This is a genomic window from Curtobacterium sp. 18060 (assembly GCF_902706105.1).
GTDB lineage: Bacteria > Actinomycetota > Actinomycetes > Actinomycetales > Microbacteriaceae > Curtobacterium.
Genome location: NZ_CACSJV010000060.1, coordinates 1 through 18,587, shown reverse-complemented (window position 1 = coordinate 18,587; position 18,587 = coordinate 1). Strand labels below are relative to the sequence as shown.

Sequence of the window (18,587 nt, the reverse complement as noted above, 5' to 3'; positions counted from 1 at the left end):
CCATGAGGAACGCCGAGGCCCCGCCCGTGTTCACGAGCGACTCAGGCGTCGGCAGCCTGCACCCGGAGCGCACGCTCCGTGCCCGCGACGCTCTCGGACACGATGCGCCGCAGCGCCGGGGTCTCCGGGTGCGCCTCGAGCCACGCGTGGGCGGCGTCGCGGAGCTCGGCCGACGCGAGCGGCGCCGGGTAGAGGCCCGAGACGATGGTGTCGGCCATGTGGTAGCTGCGCTCGGCCCAGATGCGGGTGAGCACCTCGAAGTACTTCGGCACGAGGCCTTCGAGCACGACGGGGCTGTTCACGTGCTGGAACCCGACCGTGGTCTGGCGCACGATCGCGTTCGGCAGCTCGGACGAGTCGACGAGCGACGCGAAAGCGGCCAGCTTGCCCTCGGCGGTCGGGATCGTCGCACGGGCGCGGGCCGCGGCCTGCTCACCCGACGCGGTCTTGTCGGCCGCGAGTTCGGCGTCGACCTCGGCATCGGAGGCGGCACCGGCGAGCACGAGGCCCTCGAGCAGCTCCCAGCGCAGGTCGGTGTCGATCTCGAGCCCGTTCAGCGTGACCGAACCGTCGCGCAGCCCCTGCAGGGTGGCGACGTGCTCGGGTGTCGACGCGATCTGCGCGAAGAACTTCACGAACTGGAACTGGGCGTCCGAGCCGGCCTCGGCCGAGGCCGCGAGCTGCCAGAGCGTCTCGCCCACCGTGCGGACCGTGGCGTCGACCTTCGACGGCGCCACGTAGTTGCGCGTCGTCAGGAGCAGCTGCGACAGGGTCGTGCGGATGGTCGTCGACTCGGACTCGGTCGCGATGTTGCCGAGCGCGAGCCGGACGTAGTCGCTGGCGGGCGACTCGGCGTCGCGCGTGGCGTCCCACATCGCACCCCACACGATGGAGCGGGCGAGCGGGTTCGCGATGGCCGCGAGGTGCTCGATCGCCGTCGTGCGGGACTGCTCGTCGAGACGGATCTTGGCGTAGGCCAGGTCGTCGTCGTTGAGGAGCACGAGGTCGCCGCGCTGCACGCCGACGAGCTCGGGGACCTCGGTGCGTGCGCCGTCGACGTCGATCTCGACGCGGTGCACGCGCTCGAGCTTGCCGCCGGACGACGCGGTGTCGGCACCGAACGGCGCGGAGTCGTCCGTCCCGAAGGAGTAGACGCCGATGGCCAGGCGGTGCGGGCGGAGCGTCGGGTAGTCGGCCGGCGCTTCCTGCAGGACGGCGAACGAGGTGATCGCGCCGGACGCGTCGACCTCGATCTCCGGGCGGAGCGTGTTGACGCCCGCGGTCTCGAGCCAGAGCTTCGACCACTCGGACAGGTCACGGCCGCTGGTCGCCTCGAGCTCGACGAGCAGGTCGCGCAGCTCGGTGTTCGAGTGGTGGTGCTTCTTGAAGTAGGCCGAGACGCCGGCGAAGAACGCGTCGATGCCGACCCACGCCACGAGCTGCTTCAGGACGGAACCGCCCTTGGCGTACGTGATGCCGTCGAAGTTGACCTGGACGTCCTCGAGGTCGTTGATCGTCGCGACGATCGGGTGGGTCGAGGGGAGCTGGTCCTGGCGGTATGCCCAGGACTTCTCCATCGCCTGGAACGTGGTCCAGGCCTCGGTCCACTCGGTGGCCTCGGCGGTGGCGATCGTGGAGGCCCACTCGGCGAACGACTCGTTCAGCCACAGGTCGTTCCACCACTTCATGGTGACGAGGTCGCCGAACCACATGTGCGCGAGCTCGTGCAGGATCGTGACGACCCTGCGCTCCTTGATGGCGTCGGTCACCTTCGAACGGAAGACGTAGGTCTCGGTGAACGTGACCGCGCCCGCGTTCTCCATCGCGCCGGCGTTGAACTCCGGCACGAAGAGCTGGTCGTACTTCTCGAACGGGTACGGGACGTCGAACTTCTCCTCGTAGTAGGCGAAGCCCTTCTTGGTGGTCTCGAACACGTACTCGGGGTCGAGGTACTCGGCCAGCGACTTGCGCGCGAAGACGCCGAGCGGGATGGTCCGGCCGTCGCTGCTCGTGAGTTCGTCGCGGACGACCTCGTACGGGCCGGCGATGAGCGCGGTGATGTAGCTCGAGATGGTCGCGGTGGGTGGGAAGGCCCAGGTCGCGTTCTCACCGTCGACGTGGGGCTCGGGCGTCGGGGAGTTCGACACGACCTGCCACCGTGACGGCGCCGTCACGGTGAAGGAGAACTGGGCCTTGAGGTCGGGCTGCTCGAACACCGCGAACATGCGGCGCGAGTCGGGGACCTCGAACTGGGAGTACAGGTACACCTCGTCGTCCACGGGGTCGACGAAGCGGTGCAGGCCCTCGCCGGTGTTCGTGTACAGCGCGTCGCTGACGACCACGAGCTCGTTCTGCTCCTGCAGGTCGTCGAGCTGGATGCGGACGCCGTCGTTCACCGCGGCGACGTCGAGCGCGGTGCCGTTCAGGGTGACGGAGTGCACGGTCTTCGTGATCGCGTCGATGAACGTGGACGCACCGGCGGTCGCGGTGAAGCGCACGCGGGTGGTGCTGCCGAACGTCTCGGCGCCGCGGGTCAGGTCGAGCTCGACGTCGTACGTCTGCACGCTGACGATGCCGGCACGTTCCTGGGCTTCGGTTCTGGTGAGGTTCTCTCCGGGCACGCAACGCTCCATCTTCGCTGAGGACGCGGACGATCGTGGTCCGCGAGGGGGAGTCCCGGCACGGCGTCGTGCACCGGCGGGACGGTCATCCCCAGCCTAGCGACGCCGCGTACGCTCGGAGCGTGAGCGAGACGACTGTGGACAAGACGACGGAACACACGACGGAACACCCGACCGAACGCACCACCGTGGAGTTCTGGTTCGACCCGAACTGCCCCTGGGCCTGGATGACGAGCCGCTGGGTGGGCGAGGTCGCCGAGCACCGCGACCTCGACGTCACGTGGAAGGTGATGAGCCTGTTCGTCCTGAACGAGGACCAGGACATCCCCGACGAGTACCGCGAGCGCATCCACAAGGGGCAGCTCTACCCGCGCATCGTCACGGCGGCGCGGCTCCGGCTCGGCCAGGACATCGTGAAGCCGCTCTACGACGCCCTCGGTGAGCACATCCACCACCGCCAGGAGCAGGACCCCGACCAGGTGGTCCCCGCCGTGCTCGCGGAGCTCGGCCTCGACGCCGACCTGCTCGAGTACGCCTGGACGGACGAGGTCGACGCCGCCGTGCGCGTCAGCCACCAGGACGGCATCGACCGCGTCGGACAGGACGTCGGCACGCCCGTCATCGCCGTCGCCGGCACCGCGTTCTTCGGCCCGGTCATCTCCCCGGCACCCAAGGGCCAGGAGGCGCTCGACCTGTGGGACGGCGTCGTCGCCGTGGCGAAGTACCCCGGCTTCTTCGAGCTCAAGCGCTCGCGCACCGTCGGCCCGGTCTTCGACACCACCGCCTGACGCTCCGGCAAGCGGACGGGAGGCGCGGCTCGCCCCCGCCCCTCGGCTCGCGTCAAGCGAGGGGCAGGCGCATGAGCGTCAGGTCCAGCCACCGGTCGAACTTGCGTCCGACCTCGGGCACGACCGCGACCGTGCTGAACCCGAGCTTCTCGTGCAGCGCGATCGACCCGGTGTTCGTGCTGCAGATCCCGGCCATCATGACGTGCCGGCCCTCGGCGGTCGCGCGCTCGACGAGCGACCGCATCAGGGTCGAGGCGATGCCCCGACCGCGGAACGACTCGACCACGTAGACGCTGTGCTCGACGGTCAGCCGGTACCCGTGGTGCGGCCGCCACTGGGAGTACGTGGCGTACCCGGCCACGGTGCCGTCGACCTCGGCGACGAGCACCGGGTACCCGTCGCCCTGCCGCTCGGCCAGCCAGTCGTCGAAGTACGCGCGGGGGTGCGGGGTCTCCTGCCAGATGGCGGTGGAGTGCAGCACGGCGTCGACGTGCAGGGCGTGCACGACGTCGAGGTCGCGGGGTCCGCAATCGCGCACCACGACCGGATCCGCCCCGTTCGTCGCATATGCTGTCGTCATGTCTCACATCGTAGACGACGAGCCGGGTCTCGCGGAACGGGCCCTCGGCGAGCGCCTCCAGCGCCTGCGCACCGAACGCAAGTGGAGCCTCACCGAGCTCGCCGAGGAGTCCGGTGTCTCCCGCGCGATGATCAACCGCGTCGAGCGCGGGGTGTCGAGCCCCACCGCGACGATCCTCGGCCGGCTCTCCGGCGCCTTCGGCCTGACGATCTCGCAGCTCCTCGACGAAGCCCTCGAGCACGAGGTGCCCAGGGCGACCGACCCCGACGACGCACGTGGCATCCAACGCGGCGCGACCGCGGAGTCCTGGACCGATCCCGACACCGGGTACCGCCGCCGTCCGGTCTCGAGCGCGGCGTTCCCCGCGGACGTCACCGAGGTGCGCCTCCCGGCCGGCCGCGAAGTGGCCTACCCGGCGTCCGCCTATGCGTTCCTGCGGCACTGCATCTGGGTGGTCGACGGCGTGCTCGAGCTCGTCGTCGGCGGCGAGCCGACGCGGCTCGCCGCGGGCGACCGGATCGAGCTCGGTGACCCCGCCGACGTGGTCTACCGGAACCCGGGCGAGGGGCCCACGCGGTACGTCGTCGTGGTGGTCCGGGGGCAGTAGTCGCAGGAATAGGATCGGTTCCATGCGCATCCACCTCGGAACGGACCACGCCGGCCTCGAGTTCAACCAGACCCTCGCAACGCACCTGACCGAAGCCGGGCACGAGGTCGTGGACCACGGACCGACCGAGTACGACGCGCTCGACGACTACCCCTCGTTCTGCATCAACGCCGCGCACGCCGTGGTGCAGGACCAGAGTGCCGGCGTCCAGGCGCTCGGTGTCGTGTTCGGCGGCTCCGGCAACGGTGAGCAGATCGCCGCGAACAAGGTCGAGGGCGTCCGCGCAGCGCTCGTCTGGAACGAGTCGACCGCACTCCTCGCACGCCAGCACAACGACGCGAACGTCATCTCGATCGGTGCGCGCCAGCACACCGAGGACGAAGCGATCCGCTTCGTCGACCTGTTCATCGCCGAGCCGTTCTCGGGCGAGGAGCGTCACGCGCGCCGCATCGCGCAGCTGGCCGAGTACGAGCAGACGGGGCACATCGCCGGCAAGCAGATCGACGGCTCGGCCGAGTAGACAGGTCCCATGCCCGAGGGTCACTCCGTCCACCGAATCGCCAACCAGTTCACCCGGCACTTCGTCGGCAAGCGCTGCGAGGTGTCCAGTCCGCAGGGGCGGTTCGCCGCCGGGGCCGCCCAGATCGACGGCAAGCGCATGATCGCTGCCCGTGCGGTGGCGAAGCAGATGTTCCTCGAGTTCGAGGGCGACCTGTTCCTGCGCGTCCACCTCGGGCTCTACGGTGCGTGGGACTTCGCCGGCGACCTGTCGACCGCCACGGCGCTGTCGGCCGACGACGACGGCGAGGAATCGCTCACCTCCATCGGCGCTCCACGCCTGGCGCGGTACCGGATGGCCGAGCAGGAGAAGGTCGAGGACCCGATCGAGTCCTTCCCGCCGGACCCCGTCGGCCAGGTGCGCGTCCGGATCCTGACCGAGGACACCGTCGCTGACTTGCGCGGTCCGACCGCCTGCGTGGTGGAGACCCCGGCCGAGGTGCAGCGTGCCCTCGACAAGCTCGGCCCCGACCCGATGAACGACGACGGTCCCGAGGCCGAGAAGACGTTCGTGGACAACGTCCGGAAGCGGAACGTCGCCATCGGCCAGCTGCTCATGGACCAGTCCGTGGTGAGCGGCATCGGCAACATCTACCGGGCCGAGCTGCTGTTCCGGCAGCGCATCGACCCGTACAAGGTCGGCAAGAAGATCACCGTCAAGCAGGCGAAGGCGCTGTGGGCGGACTGGTCGAAGCTGCTGCACGACGGCGTCCGCGACGGCCTGATGATGACGATGGACGGCCTGTCCGACGCCGAGTACAAGAGGGCGCAGCGCTCGCGCAAGGACCGGCACTGGGTGTACCACCGCCAGGGTGAGCCCTGTCGGGTGTGCGGCACCGAGATCCGGGTGGCCGACATGGCCGGTCGGAAGCTCTACTGGTGCCCGAAGGACCAGAAGTAGCGCGCTTCAGAGCTCTGAGTACGTGAACCGCCCGGCGATCGCGGTCGCGAGCACCCGCATCGACCGCAACGAGGACGACGACGCCGCCAGCGGGTCCGACCCGACGAGCACCAGGTCCGCGACGTCACCGACCGCGACGCTGACCCGACCGTCCGTCGAGCCCTGCCACGCGGCGAGCGCGGAGAGCCGTTCGGCGGGGTGCCACGGGTCGCGGCCGTCCCGGTCGCGTCCGACGGCCGCGGCCATCGAGATCCACGGGTCGAGCGGCGCGACGGGGGCGTCCGACCCGAGCAGCAGCCGGGCACCGGCTCGGGCGAGCGACGCGAACGCGAAGGCACGGTCGGTGCGGCCCGCCCAGTGCCGGTCGGCGATGTCGCGGTCGTCCATGGCGTGCTCGGGCTGCACCGAGGCGGCCACTCCGAGCCTGGCGAACCGGTCGACGTCGGTGTCGACGAGCAGTTGCGCGTGCTCGATGGTGCCGCGGGCGCCGACGGCTTCGAAGACGTCGAGCGCGAGGGTGTTCGCCCGGTCGCCGATGGCGTGGATCGCGGGGACGAGTCCGGCGTCGACGGCTCGGCGGGTGATCGCGACGAGGTCGTCGAACTCCCACGCCAGCACGCCGGAGCCGTCGGTCATGGCTGCGGTCCGGGTGCCGAGCGAGCCGTCGGTGACGACCTTGAACGGCCCCATCGTGAGGAGGCCCCGGGTCCGGTCGACGACGTCGCCGGTGCGGAGCCCGCGGTCGATCACGGCGTCGAGTTCCGCCGGGTAGACGCCCGACGACACGCGGAGGGCGTCGGTGCCGGCGTGGATCCGGCGTGCCCAGCGGTCGAGGCCGAAGCGCATCTCGAGGTCGACGATGCCCGTCACACCGCGGGCGGCAGCGGCCTCCGCGGCGTCGGCGACGTACCCGTCGAGCAGGTCGTCCGGCACCTGCGAGAGCGCACCGGTCACGTCGAAGGCGTCCTGCTCGCGCAGGATCCCGTCGTCACCCGCCTCGAGCGGCCGGCCGACGAGTGCGGAGAAGTGCGCGAGCGCGAGGGCGTTGCACCAGACCGCGTGCAGGTCACCGCTGATGACGACGGTCGGGAGGCCCGGTGCGGCCTGGTCGAGCAGCTCGCGTCGTGCGGGGGTCGGCCACAACCCGTCGCGGTAGCCGTGGCCGATCAGCACGCGGTCCGGCACCCCGGTCCGCGCGACCGCGGCGAGGAGGTCGGCGGTCGACTCCGCGGAGTCGCAGCCGGAGACGTCGACGCGGCGGCGCACCAGGGCCCACTGGTCGAAGTGCGTGTGGTGGTCGCGGAGGCCGGGGCCGAGCCAGGCGCCGGCGGCCTCGACGACCTCGGTGTCGGGGCCGGCGGGGTCGAGCGCGCCGGCCGGCGCGATCTCGGTGACCAGGCCGTCGGCGATGCGGACGTCGGCAGGGGCCCCGGAGGTGCCCACCCTGCGGACGGTGCGGAGCAGGATCTCGCTCATCCCCACCGTCACGGCCGGTCCGCCGCTGGCGCGTCGGCCCGGAACCGGCGGCGTGGGCCCAGCGCCTCCCGGCTGTCCGTCGTGGGCCCGACGGACCGGACCCGCTCCATCTCGTCGGCGAGCGCCGGCGACGCGTAGGGGCCGTCGCCGCGCAGCCCCGCGATGATGCGGTCGACGACCTCGGGGGCCTTGTTCTGGGAGAGCTTCGCACGGGCGTCGAACCGGGTGACCCGGATGCGGATGCCCACGGTGCCCTTCGCCATCCGGCGCGCGGTCTCCTCGTCGATCTCGAGGGACACCGGCTCGGGCATGACGCGCTCGAAGTGGTCGACGAGCTCGCCGAGCACCCGGAAGTTCTCGTCGTCGGACAGCAGCTCGGGCGTGCCCCACAGGTGGGCGGTGACGTGGTTCCAGGTCGGCACGAACTGCTCGGGCGGGTACCAGGCGGGGGAGACGTAGCCGTGCGGACCCTGCACCACGACCAGGACCTCGTGGCGGCCGAGTTCGTGCGCGAGTTCGTCGGGGCGGCCGACGTGCGAGACGAGGACGACCTGGTCGGGGTCGTCGTCCGGCCCGGGTGTCTCGAGCAGGAACGGGTAGTGCGACGCGACGATCCCGGCGTCGGTGTGCGACACGATCGTGGCCCACGGGTTGCCGGCGACGAGGCGCTTGACCTCGTCGACGTCCGTCATCAGGAAGTGGGGTGTGTGCCGCATGGTCCGAGCGTGGCACACGGCCCCGGTCGAGCGCGACACCTGTCGTTTCGCGAGTGTTTCAGAACGGTAAAAGTTTCAGAGTTCATTGAAAGAAGCATTGTGCCGGGTGCTCGATCGGGCCTAGCTTCACTCATCAACGACGACCCGAGGAGACCCCCATGCGACGCAGGACCATCGCCGCCCTGGCCACGGCAGCCACACTGGCGCTCGTGGTGACCGGCTGTTCGGCGAGCGGCACGGCCGACTCCGCCGGCGGATCGAGCCTGGTGTACGCCACCGGCGAGCCCGACCACCTGACGCCCGGACGACAGACCGTCGCGTTCGACCAGGTGCAGAGCCTGTTCGCGCCGCTGACGCAGACCGACGCGAAGGGCGAGCTCCACGACGTCGCCGCGAAGAGCGTCGAGAGCGACGACGCCACCACGTGGACCATCACCCTCCGCGACGGCTGGACGTTCCAGAACGGCGAGGCCGTCACCCCGGAGAGCTACGTGAAGGCCTGGAACCACGTCGCCTACGGCCCCAACGCGTGGGAGAACAGCGGGCAGCTCGCCGCGATCGTCGGGTACACGGACCTCAACCCGGCGAAGGGCACCCCGAAGACGAAGGAGATGTCGGGGCTGCAGGTCACCGGCAAGGACACCTTCACGGTCACGCTCACCCACGCCGACAGCCAGTTCCCGCTCCAGCTCAGCCAGGCCCAGACGGCGTTCTACCCGATGCCCGAGGCCGCCTACGACGACCTGAAGGCGTACGACAAGAAGCCGATCGGGAACGGCCCCTACGAGATGCAGTCGGCGTGGAAGGCGGACAAGGAGTTCACCGTCACCGCGTGGAAGGACTACGAGGGCACGAAGCCGGTCACGAAGGACGTCACGTTCCGGAGCTACTCGGACATGAACACCGCCTACACCGACGTCCTCGCGGGCAACGCCGACGTGCTGTTCCTGCCGACCGACAAGATGACGAGCGCGAAGGCCGACTTCGGTGACCGCCTGCACTCCTTCGACGCCCCGGGCATCGACTACCTCGGCTTCCCGCTCTGGGACGACCGGTACTCCGACCCCGACGTCCGTCGCGCGATCTCGATGTCGATCGACCGCGACGAGGTGAACACCGCCATCTACGGCGGCCTGTACGAACCCGCCACCGCACTCACGCCCCCGTCGATGTCCGGCACCGAAGAGGGCATCTGCGGCGACGCGTGCGAGTTCGACCCCGCGGCGGCGAAGCAGCTCCTGGCGAAGTCCGGCGGCTTCGACGGCACGATCACGCTCGTCTACCCCGGCGGCAGCGGCCTCGACTCGCTCTACGAGGCGTACGCCAACCAGATCCGGCAGAACCTGGGCGTCGACACCGTCGCGAAGGCCACCACCGACTGGGCCTCGTACTACTCCGAGCTGACGGACAAGAAGGTCGCCGGCCCGCACTTCGGTCACTGGGGTGCGCTGTACATCAGCCAGCAGAACACCCTCCGCGCCCTGTTCACCCTGGCGGGCGGTTGCTCGCCCTGCACCGGGTACTACCAGTCCGACACCGTCGACGCGCTGCTGGCGAAGGCCGACTCCGCCGGCTCGCAGGACGAGGCGAACGAGTACTACACGAAGACGCAGGAGGCCGTGCTCGAGGACTTCCCCGTCGTGCCGACCTTCTTCGACAAGTACTCGTACGTCACGAGCGACAAGGTCACGAAGCTCCCCGCGGTCGCCGGCAGCCCGGTCGTCGCGCAGATCGCCGTGAAGTAGGGCACCACCACATGGACCAGCGCACCATCCTCCGCCTGGCGGCCGAGGTCCCCGACCACGACGGCTTCCCGCTCGTCGACGACCTGCACGCCCGGTTCGACGCGCTCGCAGCGTCCCACCCGGACCGGGTCACGGTCACCCGGATCGGCACCAGCCGGCTCGGCGAACCACTGCACTCCTACCGGATCGGCACCGGGTCGCACGCCGCCGTCGTGGTCGGCGGCGTGCACCCGAACGAACCGATCGGTTCGTGGACGGCCCTGCACCTCGCCGAGACGGTGCTCACCGACGACGACGCCCGTGCGCTCGACGTCACCTGGCACATCGTCCCGACGATCGACCCGGACGGCATGCGGCTCAACGAGGCGTGGTTCCACGACCCGCACGACCGGGTGTTCTACTCGCGGCACTTCTACCGCCCGGCACCCGACAGCCAGGTGGAGTGGACGTTCCCGAACAGCCACAAGTCGGTGTACTTCGACCAGGTGCTGCCGGAGACGCTCGCGTTCATGCGGCTCATCGACGACACCGAGCCGGACCTGCTGGTGTCGCTGCACAACGGCGAGATGGGCGGGGTCTACTACTACCTGTCCGAGGACCTGCCCGACGTCGTCGACACCCTGCACGCAGTCCCCGCCGCGCTCGGGCTGCCGCTCGACACCGGGGAGCCCGAGTCGCCGTTCCTGCGCGAGCTCGCCCCCGCGGTGTTCGCGATGGACGGGATCGAGACCGCGTACGACTACCTCGAAGCACTCGGGGTCGACCCGGGCGAGCACATCCACGGTGCGTCGAGCGCGGCGTGGGCGATGCGGCACGGAGCACTGTGCATGGTCGCCGAACTGCCGTACTGGAGCCACCCGGACGCCGACGACCAGACCCCGACCGACGAGTCGTACGCCGACCTGCTGCGGCGCTGCTCCGCCGAACTCGGTGCCTCGGGCGAGGAACTCCAGCAGCTGCTCGACGAGGCGTCGCCGATGCTGTCGATCGAGTCGCCGTTCCTCGAGGCGTCGCGCGCCTTCGTGCCGATGCTCGTCGGCACGGCGGACACCGACCGCCGCCGGGCCGACCGGGAGCCGGCCGACCGGCGGGCCACCGTCGCGGAGCGCTTCGGCTGCGAGGACCTGGTCCGCTGCTTCCGGCTGCGCTACGGCGGCATGCTGCTCCGCGCGTTCGAGGCGGAGACCACCGCCGGTACGGCGTCCGCGCCGCTCCGGCGCCTGCGCGACCGCCTGGCGGAGCGCTACGCGCACTGGCAGGCCGACTCGGCCACCGAGGCGGACCCGATCCCGGTGCGGAAACTGGTGGGGGTGCAGTACGGGGCGATCCTCGCCTGCGCGAGTCACGTGGCGGACCCGACCCGCGCCTCCCGTCCGGTGTCGGCGGCCGTGTCGGGAGGCGCGTGATGCGTCCCACGCTCGCCGTCGGTCGCCGGCTCGGCGGCCTGGCCATCGTGTTCCTCGGGGTGACGTTCCTCATCTACGCGATGACGTTCGCGCTGCCCGGTGACCCGATCCGGGCGCTCGGCGGCGACCGGCCGCTCAGCGACGCGGTCGTCCGCACGCTCCGGGCTGAGTACCACCTGGACCAGCCGCTCTGGCTGCAGTACGTGCAGTACCTCGGCGGGCTGTTCCGCGGCGACTTCGGCACCGACTTCAACGGGCAGTCCGTCGGCGAGCAGATGGCCTCGCGGTGGCCCGTCACGATCACCCTGGCGCTCACCGCGTGGGCCCTCGAGATCGTCCTGGGCATCGGGCTCGGGGTGCTCTCCGCCCTGAAGCGCGGGACCGCCCTCGACAAGACGGTGCTGGTCGGCACCATCGTCGTCGGTGCGATCCCCGTGTTCGTCCTCGGCGTCGCCCTGCAGCTGGTGTTCTCGGTGCGGCTGCACTGGTTCCCGGTCGCCGGCGTCACCGCAGGCTGGCCGACGGCGTACATCCTGCCGGCGTTCGTCATCGCGCTGTTCGGGCTCGCCGCGGTGTCCCGGCTCACCCGCACCTCGATGATCGAGACGCTCGACGCCGACTACGTCCGGACCGCACGGGCCAAGGGGCTCGCGCCCGGTCGGATCGTCGGCGTGCACGTGATGCGGAACTCGCTCATCCCCACCGCCACCTACCTGGCGACCGACCTCGGGTACCTGATGGGCGGCACCGTGATCATCGAGGGCATCTTCAACCTGCCCGGGGTCGGGAACCTGCTGTTCCAGGGCATCCGGTCGCACGAGGGCGCCGTCGTCGTCGGCATCTCGACCGCGCTCATCCTGGTGTTCCTCGTCACGAGTGTGCTCGTCGACCTGCTGCACGCCGCCCTCGACCCCCGCGTCCGGACCGGAGCAGCCGCATGACCACCTCAGCGCTCAGCGCCACCGTCGAGCCCGTCCTCGGCGGCCGACGACGACCCCTGCTGGCCGCGGCCCGCACCCCGGGCTTCTGGGTGCCCGCGTCGGTCCTGGTCGTCGTGCTGCTCATCGCGTCGTTCCCGCAGCTGTTCGCCGGACTGTTCGGCCACGGCGACCCCCGGGTGTGCGACCTCGGGCAGAGCGGCGCCTCGCCGACCAGCGGGCACCCGTTCGGCTTCGACCTGCAGGGCTGCGACGTGTACGCCAACGTCGTGTACGGCACGCGGTCGTCGATCGCCGTCGCGGTGCTCACCACCGTGCTCGCCGGCATGGTCGCCGTCGTCGTCGGGACGATCGCCGGCATGGTCGGCGGCTGGGTCGATGCCGTGCTCGCCCGCCTGACCGACGTGTTCCTCGGCTTCCCGTTCCTGCTCGGCGCCGTCGTGGTGCTCAACAGCGTGGGGGAGCGGTCCGTGCTGACGGTGTCGCTCGTGCTCGCGCTGTTCGGGTGGCCGACGATGGCCCGGCTCGTGCGGTCGAGCGTCCGCAGCGTGCGGAACGCCGAGTTCGTGCTCGCCGCCCGCACGATGGGGCTGTCGACCTGGCGGATCACCACCCGGTACGTGCTGCCGTCGTCGATCTCGCCGCTGCTCGTGCTCGCGACCATCACCGTCGGCGGCGTCATCGTGTCCGAGTCGTCGCTGACCTACCTCGGCATCGGGCTCGAGAGCCCGGCGATCTCGTGGGGGCTGCAGCTCTCCGCCGCGACGTCGCAGTTCCTCCGCGCCCCGCACATGCTCATCGCACCCGCGGCGTTCCTCGCCGTCACGGTGCTCTCCGTCATCGCGCTCGGCGACACGCTGCGCGCCGCGCTCGACCCGCGTCGGCGCTGACCTGCACGGTGCACGCCGCGTCGCGGTGGGCACCGTCGCGACCGACGCGCCAGACTCGAACCACCGCCCTTCGAAAGGACCACCGTGACCGACACCCTCTCCGCGTACCGGAAGACCCTGCCGTACATCCACGAGTGGGTGTCGTACAAGGTCTGGCAGCTGCGGGTGCCGGGCGTGCAGGTCGCCATCGGGTTCGGCGGCGAGGTGCTGTTCGACGAAGCCTGGGGCTACGCCGACGTCGAGGCCGGGCGCCGCCTGACCACCACCGACCTGTTCCGCATCGCCTCGCACTCGAAGACCTTCACCGCGACGGCACTGCTCCAGCTCGCCGAGCGCGGGTCGCTCCGGCTCGACGACACCGTCGGCACGTACGTCCCGGCGCTGGTCGACGGCGGCTCCCCGCTCGCCGACGCCACGATCCGTGAGCTCATGGAGATGGGCGCCGGGGTCATCCGCGACGGCCACGACGGCGACTACTGGTCGCTCCTGCGCCCGTTCCCCGACGAGCAGGAGCTGCTGGCACTCGTGCTCGACCGCGGGCAGAAGGTCCCCACCGGATCGTCGTTCAACTACTCGAACCTCGGCTACTCGCTGCTCGGGCTCGTCATCGCCGCGGTCTCCGGGCAGTCCTACAACGACTTCGTCCGCGAGTCGATCACCGAACCCCTGGGCCTGCGGAACACCGGCCCCGACTGGGACCCCACGCGCGCCGACGACTTCGTGGTCGGGTACACCGGGTTCCACACCGCGCGGCAGCGGCAGCGCATCGACCACGTGGACACCCACGCCATGGCCGCCGCCACCGGGTTCCACGGCACCGCCTCCGACCTGGTCAAGTACTTCTCGCAGCACGTCATCGGGGCCGGCAGCCTGCTCGACGACCACTCGAAGCGACTCGCGCAGCGCAAGGCCTGGAGCGCCACCGACGACCCGGCCGCCCGCGGCTACGGCGCCGGGTTCATCGTCGACCGCATCGGAGGGCGCGACGTCCGCGGCCACTCGGGCGGGTTCCCCGGGCACATCACGCAGTCGCTGTTCGACCCGGCATCCGGACTCGTCGTGTCCGTCATGACGAGCGCCGCCGCCGGGCCCGCCACCCTCATCGCCACCGCCATCGTGCAGATGCTCGACGCCGCGGCGGACACATCCGCGCCGGGTACCCCCGTGCCCGACGACGTCGACACCGCCGCGTACACCGGACGCTTCGCCAACCCGTGGGGCGTCAGCGACATCGCCCGCATCGGCGACCGGCTCGTCGAAGTCGACCCGTCCGGACCCGAACCGCTCGACACCCCCACCCGACTCGAGGTCGTCGACGCGGACACGCTCCGGATGACGCACGGCAACCGCTTCGGCTCGGTCGACGAGGACATCACCTTCACGCGCGACGCCGACGGCGCCGTGCGGTCGATCCGCGCCGGCGGTGGCATGACCGAGGAACCGTGGACGATCCCGACCGAGTCGCCCGAGGTCGCGGCAGGGCTGGCACCGTGAGCGACGTCGACGGTCGGGGCGTCGGTGTCGGGCACGACGACGTCGTGCTCGAACCCGAGCGTCAGGCGTTCGTCGAGGAGTTCGCCCTCATGCTCAACGACGGTGCGGGCATGGCGCTCACCGACGCCCGCGTGCTCGGCTACCTCATGATGACCCGCGCGCCGCACTCGTCCTCCGCCGACCTGCAACGGGCCCTCGGCGCCAGCTCGGGCTCGGTCTCGATGGCGACGCGCCGCCTCGTCGACTCCGGGTTCGTGAAGCGGCAGATCGTCGCCGGCGAGCGTAGCCACTACTTCCGCGCCGAGGCCGACGTCTGGGGCTCCTGGCTCGCCGGCGAACGGAAGTACCTCGACCGGCAGCGCGACATCATCGGACACGGCCTGGCGGTGGTCGAGCACGCCGGCCGCACCGGGGCGGGCGACGTCGACGCCGAGGTCCGCGAGCGCCTGCTCAACGGCCGCGACTACATGCAGTGGTTGCAGGGCCACCACCACAAGATGCTCGAGGACTGGGAGGCGTTCAAGGCCGCCCGCGACCGCACCGACCGCTCGGAGACCCCATGACCGACGTCCTGACCGTCGACCACCTGTCCGTGACCTTCGACGTCGACGGCGCCGAGGTCCGCGCGGTCGACGACGCCTCGTTCACCGTCGGCCGCGGCGAGGTAGTCGCCGTCGTCGGGGAGTCCGGATCCGGCAAGAGCATGACCGCGATGACGGCGATGGGGATCGCGCCGGACGGCGCGCGCTCCTCCGGCAGCATCCGGCTCGGCGACCTCGAGGTGCTCGGCACCGACGAACGCACCCTGCGCGGGGTCCGCGGCCGCAGCGTGTCGATGATCTTCCAGGACCCGTCGGCCGCGCTCAACCCGGTGTTCACGGTCGGGTTCCAGCTGGCCGAGGCCGTCCGCCGCGCCGACGCCTCGCACGACCGCGCCGCCGTCCGCGAGCGGTCGCTCGAACTCCTGCGTGCCGTCGAGGTGCCGGAACCCGAACGCCGGCTCGGCCAGTACCCGCACGAGCTCTCCGGCGGACAGGCGCAGCGGGTGATGATCGCGATGGCGCTCGCCGCCGACCCCGACCTGCTCATCGCCGACGAGCCGACGACCGCACTCGACGTCACGGTGCAGGCCGAGGTGCTCGACGTCCTGCGTGCGCTGCGCGAACGCACCGGCACCGCGATCCTCCTCATCACCCACGACATGGGCGTCGTCGCCGACATCGCCGACCGCGTGGTCGTCATGCGCCGCGGTCGCGTCGTCGAGACGGGCACCGTCGCCGCGGTCTTCGCCGCACCGTCCGCCGACTACACCCGCGACCTGCTCGCTGCGGTCCCACGCATGGGCACCGAGGTCGGCCGGGAGGCGCGGGTCGACCCCGTCACGGAGGCCCCGTCGGTCGTCCTCGACGTCCGGCACCTCGTGGTCGAGTACGGCGGTGCACTGCGCGGGCGGTTCCGCGCGGTCGACGACGTGTCGTTCACGGTCGGTCGCGGTGAGATCGTCGGCCTCGTGGGCGAGTCCGGCAGCGGGAAGACCACCATCGGCCGCGCCGCCGTGGGGCTCGCACCGATCACGTCCGGTTCGGTCGTCGTCGAGGGCACCGACGTGGCAGTCGCCCGGCGAGCAGCTCGCCGGGAGATGCGGCGACACGTCGGCGTGGTCTTCCAGAACCCGCTCCGGTCGCTCAACCCGCGCTACACGGTCGGACAGACCGTCGCCGAGCCGCTCCGGCAGATCCTGCGCCTGCCGTCGGCCCAGATCGACGAACGCGTGGAGCGGTTGCTCGCCGACGTCGGCCTGGACGGCGGGTACCGCGAGCGCTTCCCGCACGAGCTCTCCGGCGGACAACGGCAGCGCGTCGCGATCGCCCGCGCCGTCGCACTCGACCCCGCACTTCTCATCGCCGACGAGCCGACGAGCGCCCTCGACGTCTCGGTGCAGGCCCGGGTGCTCGACGTCTTCCGTGAGCTGCAGGAACGCCTCGGCTTCGCGTGCCTGTTCGTCACCCACGACCTGGCCGTGGTCGACACGCTGTGCGACCGGGTCGTCGTGCTGCACGGCGGGAAGGTCGCCGAGCAGGGGAGTCGCGACGCCATCCTCCGGTCGCCGCAGGACCCCTACACGCGTCGACTCATCCAGGCCGCGCCGGTGCCGGACCCGGACGAACAGGCAGTGCGCCGATCCGAGCGCCTGGCGGCACGGGCCGGCTGAGGGGCGCTCGCCGGCCCTGCGATCTCAGCGTCGTTGCGGAGTCAGCGCACCTCGGCCGAGGCCCAGAGCGCGTTCACGCCCCGACCCACCGGACGCAGGAGCGGGACGGCGACGAGCACCGTCGCCGCCAGGTACGCCACGGTCTGCAGCAGCCCCGGGACGGAGAAGGCGATGCCGAGTGCCTCCTGCGGCAGCGCCGTGAGGAGCACCGCGTTCGACAGCAGCGCGCTGACGAACCACAGCGACGCCGCCACGGTGACGACCCAGCCGAAGGCCCGCTGCGCGCCGTCCTCGTTCCGGACGGTCAGCACGCCGAACGCCACGAGTGCACCCTGCGCGACGACGACGAGCACCGCGGTGGCCCAACCCGGCGCGGGCCACAGGAGCGCGAACGCCAGGACCGACACCGCGAACGCGAGCGCCCGGCGGTCCCGAGCGCGCACCGCGGCGACGAGCACGACCGCACCCGCCAGCCCGGCGAGCGCCGTGGCGACGAGGAGCAGTCCGTTCGGCAGGTCCCACGGCGCGAGCCAGATCGTCCCCACCAGTCCACGCGCCCCGAACACAACGGCTGCGACGACCGCCGCGGCCGAGACCACCCGAACCCCCGTGATGTTCTGCATGCCCGCACACTACGCGCAGCCCGCGCGGCGGGGAAAGCATGTTCTGTCCGGGCGGCTGACGGTTCTGGTTCGCGAACCGCGGGATTCGTGAACCAGAACCGTCAGAACCTCCGAGGGAGGTCGGTCTCCGGTGCGCGGACCCGCTGCAGCGCGCGTCGCATGGAGGCGGTGGTGCTGAAGCCGAAGCGTGCAGCGACCTCGGCGGGACGGTCACCCCGGGTGAGTGCACTCCGGACGCCGAGGCTCCGGAACCACCGCCCGAGCTGGGCCGGCGTGCAGCCCGTGGTCTCGGTGCACCGACGCTCGAGGGTGCGCGGAGACATGCCGACGCCGTCGAGCAGGTCCGCAGTCGAGTGCCCGCCCGCCGGGTCGAAGAGCCGGTCGAGGACCCTCGCCAGGCTGTTGTCGCGCAGCAAGGGCGGTGGGTTGTCGTGGAGCACGGTCGTGACCACGAGTCGCGCGAGCGCATCCTGCTGCACGCCGTGCCACCGGCCGCCGTCGAGGTGACCGACGTGACGCAGCGCCAGCACGACGTCCGCCGACGGGAAGCCCGCGGGCTGGGTGGTGGCGATCGACGGGAGCGCGAGGACCTCGGCAGCGAGTGGCCCCAGCGTCGCCGATCCGACGACGACGCCGGTGTCGGCGAACAGGGCCTCGTGCGGGAAGTCGTACGAAGGAGCAGTTCGAGGCGGACCGTGCCGCTCGGGGTCGGAGCCGATCGACGTCGTCGGGTGCTGCTCGACCAGTGCGGCTCCACCAGCCTCGATGAACACGAGTGCGTCGTCGCGGTGGAGCCAGACCGGCCGGTGCCGGGTCGCGACCCAGGCGTGCGTACCGTCCGGATCGAGATCGAGCGTCCAGCGGTCGTCGTCGGATCGGATCTCCTCGCCGGGGCCGACCTCGAGGCCGACGGCGTCGATCAGTGCTCGGAGTGCGTCGCCCATCACCACGAGCATGTCCTGCGGGCCGTCCCGCGACGATCGGCCTCGGGAGATCTGTGGAGAGGGGGGATAACCCCACCCGGGGTGGGGA

General features: G+C 71.2%; 17 protein-coding genes. 11 read left to right on the top strand and 6 right to left on the bottom strand.

The features are described 5' to 3' along the window. Positions 1-41: 41 nt before the first annotated feature. Entirely contained in the window at positions 42-2,621 is a 2,580-nt protein-coding gene (gene pepN / locus GVL05_RS17840) for an aminopeptidase N (RefSeq protein ID WP_159574003.1), read from the bottom strand. A 122-nt stretch (positions 2,622-2,743) separates the two neighbouring features. Between pepN and GVL05_RS17835 the strand changes: the two genes are divergently transcribed. Then, the gene (locus GVL05_RS17835; RefSeq protein ID WP_123293997.1) at positions 2,744-3,409 is read left to right on the top strand and encodes a DsbA family protein; all 666 of its coding nucleotides are present in this window, start codon (positions 2,744-2,746) and stop codon (positions 3,407-3,409) included. A gap of 52 nt (positions 3,410-3,461) precedes the next feature. Here GVL05_RS17835 and GVL05_RS17830 read toward each other — a convergent pair whose 3' ends face one another. After that, the gene (locus GVL05_RS17830; RefSeq protein WP_131921652.1) at positions 3,462-3,989 is read right to left on the bottom strand and encodes a GNAT family N-acetyltransferase; all 528 of its coding nucleotides are present in this window, start codon (positions 3,987-3,989) and stop codon (positions 3,462-3,464) included. On the opposite strand from GVL05_RS17830, the gene GVL05_RS17825 reads away from it, so the two are divergent. From GVL05_RS17825 to GVL05_RS17815, 3 genes are read left to right on the top strand one after another with little or no spacing between them, the layout of a single operon-like run. Next, a complete protein-coding gene (locus GVL05_RS17825; protein WP_123673322.1) occupies positions 3,988-4,596 on the top strand; it encodes an XRE family transcriptional regulator in 609 nt (202 codons plus the stop codon). The two genes, GVL05_RS17830 and GVL05_RS17825, sit on opposite strands and share 2 nt — an antisense overlap. Positions 4,597-4,618: 22 nt before the next feature. After that, positions 4,619-5,116 (top strand): ribose-5-phosphate isomerase, encoded by a 498-nt coding sequence (locus GVL05_RS17820; protein WP_159574002.1) that lies wholly within the window; start codon positions 4,619-4,621, stop codon positions 5,114-5,116. A 9-nt stretch (positions 5,117-5,125) separates the two neighbouring features. Then, a complete protein-coding gene (locus GVL05_RS17815; RefSeq protein ID WP_159574001.1) occupies positions 5,126-6,055 on the top strand; it encodes an Fpg/Nei family DNA glycosylase in 930 nt (309 codons plus the stop codon). Positions 6,056-6,061: 6 nt separating this feature from the next. Here the strand turns inward: GVL05_RS17815 and GVL05_RS17810 are convergent, their stop codons facing one another. Both GVL05_RS17810 and GVL05_RS17805 read right to left on the bottom strand, forming a co-directional pair. Further along, the gene (locus GVL05_RS17810) at positions 6,062-7,531 is read right to left on the bottom strand and encodes an amidohydrolase (RefSeq protein ID WP_159574000.1); all 1,470 of its coding nucleotides are present in this window, start codon (positions 7,529-7,531) and stop codon (positions 6,062-6,064) included. An 8-nt stretch (positions 7,532-7,539) separates the two neighbouring features. Then, on the bottom strand, positions 7,540-8,247 hold the full coding sequence (locus tag GVL05_RS17805; protein ID WP_159573999.1) for an FMN-binding negative transcriptional regulator: 708 nt from the start codon (positions 8,245-8,247) through the stop codon (positions 7,540-7,542). A gap of 158 nt (positions 8,248-8,405) precedes the next feature. On the opposite strand from GVL05_RS17805, the gene GVL05_RS17800 reads away from it, so the two are divergent. The 7 genes from GVL05_RS17800 to GVL05_RS17770 all read left to right on the top strand — a co-directional run bounded on the left by GVL05_RS17800 (position 8,406) and on the right by GVL05_RS17770 (position 16,932). Beyond that, on the top strand, positions 8,406-9,992 hold the full coding sequence (locus GVL05_RS17800) for an ABC transporter substrate-binding protein (protein WP_235036049.1): 1,587 nt from the start codon (positions 8,406-8,408) through the stop codon (positions 9,990-9,992). Positions 9,993-10,003: 11 nt separating this feature from the next. Beyond that, positions 10,004-11,398 carry a M14 family zinc carboxypeptidase gene (locus GVL05_RS17795; RefSeq protein WP_159573998.1) on the top strand — a complete coding sequence of 465 codons (1,395 nt, stop codon included), beginning with the start codon at positions 10,004-10,006 and terminating at the stop codon, positions 11,396-11,398. Beyond that, positions 11,398-12,339: an ABC transporter permease gene (locus tag GVL05_RS17790; protein ID WP_123341105.1), complete on the top strand. Its 942-nt coding sequence runs from the start codon at positions 11,398-11,400 to the stop codon at positions 12,337-12,339. The genes GVL05_RS17795 and GVL05_RS17790 overlap by 1 nt, the downstream gene beginning before the upstream one ends. Beyond that, positions 12,336-13,226, top strand: a complete 891-nt coding sequence (locus GVL05_RS17785; protein ID WP_131845424.1) for an ABC transporter permease — start codon at positions 12,336-12,338, stop codon at positions 13,224-13,226. Before GVL05_RS17790 ends, GVL05_RS17785 begins: the two co-directional genes overlap by 4 nt. An 84-nt stretch (positions 13,227-13,310) precedes the next feature. Further along, on the top strand, positions 13,311-14,720 hold the full coding sequence (locus GVL05_RS17780; RefSeq protein ID WP_235036048.1) for a serine hydrolase: 1,410 nt from the start codon (positions 13,311-13,313) through the stop codon (positions 14,718-14,720). Further along, positions 14,717-15,283 (top strand): GbsR/MarR family transcriptional regulator, encoded by a 567-nt coding sequence (locus tag GVL05_RS17775; protein WP_131845425.1) that lies wholly within the window; start codon positions 14,717-14,719, stop codon positions 15,281-15,283. The genes GVL05_RS17780 and GVL05_RS17775 overlap by 4 nt, the downstream gene beginning before the upstream one ends. Next, entirely contained in the window at positions 15,280-16,932 is a 1,653-nt protein-coding gene (locus tag GVL05_RS17770; RefSeq protein ID WP_159573997.1) for an ABC transporter ATP-binding protein, read from the top strand. The genes GVL05_RS17775 and GVL05_RS17770 overlap by 4 nt, the downstream gene beginning before the upstream one ends. A 41-nt stretch (positions 16,933-16,973) precedes the next feature. On the opposite strand, the gene GVL05_RS17765 is transcribed toward GVL05_RS17770, so the two are convergent. Together GVL05_RS17765 and GVL05_RS17760 are read right to left on the bottom strand one after the other, a co-directional pair. After that, positions 16,974-17,555 carry a hypothetical protein gene (locus GVL05_RS17765; RefSeq protein WP_159573996.1) on the bottom strand — a complete coding sequence of 194 codons (582 nt, stop codon included), beginning with the start codon at positions 17,553-17,555 and terminating at the stop codon, positions 16,974-16,976. Between the two features lie 101 nt (positions 17,556-17,656). Next, positions 17,657-18,499: a helix-turn-helix domain-containing protein gene (locus GVL05_RS17760; RefSeq protein WP_159573995.1), complete on the bottom strand. Its 843-nt coding sequence runs from the start codon at positions 18,497-18,499 to the stop codon at positions 17,657-17,659. Positions 18,500-18,587 lie beyond the last annotated feature (88 nt).

Coding starts and splice junctions, on each gene's coding strand:
- GVL05_RS17810 (WP_159574000.1), bottom strand. CDS start 7,531: ATGAGCGAGATCCTGCTCCGCACCGTCCGCAGGGTGGGCACCTCCGGG.
- GVL05_RS17815 (WP_159574001.1), top strand. CDS start 5,126: ATGCCCGAGGGTCACTCCGTCCACCGAATCGCCAACCAGTTCACCCGG.
- GVL05_RS17795 (WP_159573998.1), top strand. CDS start 10,004: ATGGACCAGCGCACCATCCTCCGCCTGGCGGCCGAGGTCCCCGACCAC.
- GVL05_RS17830 (WP_131921652.1), bottom strand. CDS start 3,989: ATGACGACAGCATATGCGACGAACGGGGCGGATCCGGTCGTGGTGCGC.
- GVL05_RS17765 (WP_159573996.1), bottom strand. CDS start 17,555: ATGCAGAACATCACGGGGGTTCGGGTGGTCTCGGCCGCGGCGGTCGTC.
- GVL05_RS17820 (WP_159574002.1), top strand. CDS start 4,619: ATGCGCATCCACCTCGGAACGGACCACGCCGGCCTCGAGTTCAACCAG.
- GVL05_RS17770 (WP_159573997.1), top strand. CDS start 15,280: ATGACCGACGTCCTGACCGTCGACCACCTGTCCGTGACCTTCGACGTC.
- GVL05_RS17760 (WP_159573995.1), bottom strand. CDS start 18,499: ATGGGCGACGCACTCCGAGCACTGATCGACGCCGTCGGCCTCGAGGTC.
- GVL05_RS17790 (WP_123341105.1), top strand. CDS start 11,398: ATGCGTCCCACGCTCGCCGTCGGTCGCCGGCTCGGCGGCCTGGCCATC.
- GVL05_RS17800 (WP_235036049.1), top strand. CDS start 8,406: ATGCGACGCAGGACCATCGCCGCCCTGGCCACGGCAGCCACACTGGCG.
- GVL05_RS17825 (WP_123673322.1), top strand. CDS start 3,988: ATGTCTCACATCGTAGACGACGAGCCGGGTCTCGCGGAACGGGCCCTC.
- GVL05_RS17805 (WP_159573999.1), bottom strand. CDS start 8,247: ATGCGGCACACACCCCACTTCCTGATGACGGACGTCGACGAGGTCAAG.
- GVL05_RS17785 (WP_131845424.1), top strand. CDS start 12,336: ATGACCACCTCAGCGCTCAGCGCCACCGTCGAGCCCGTCCTCGGCGGC.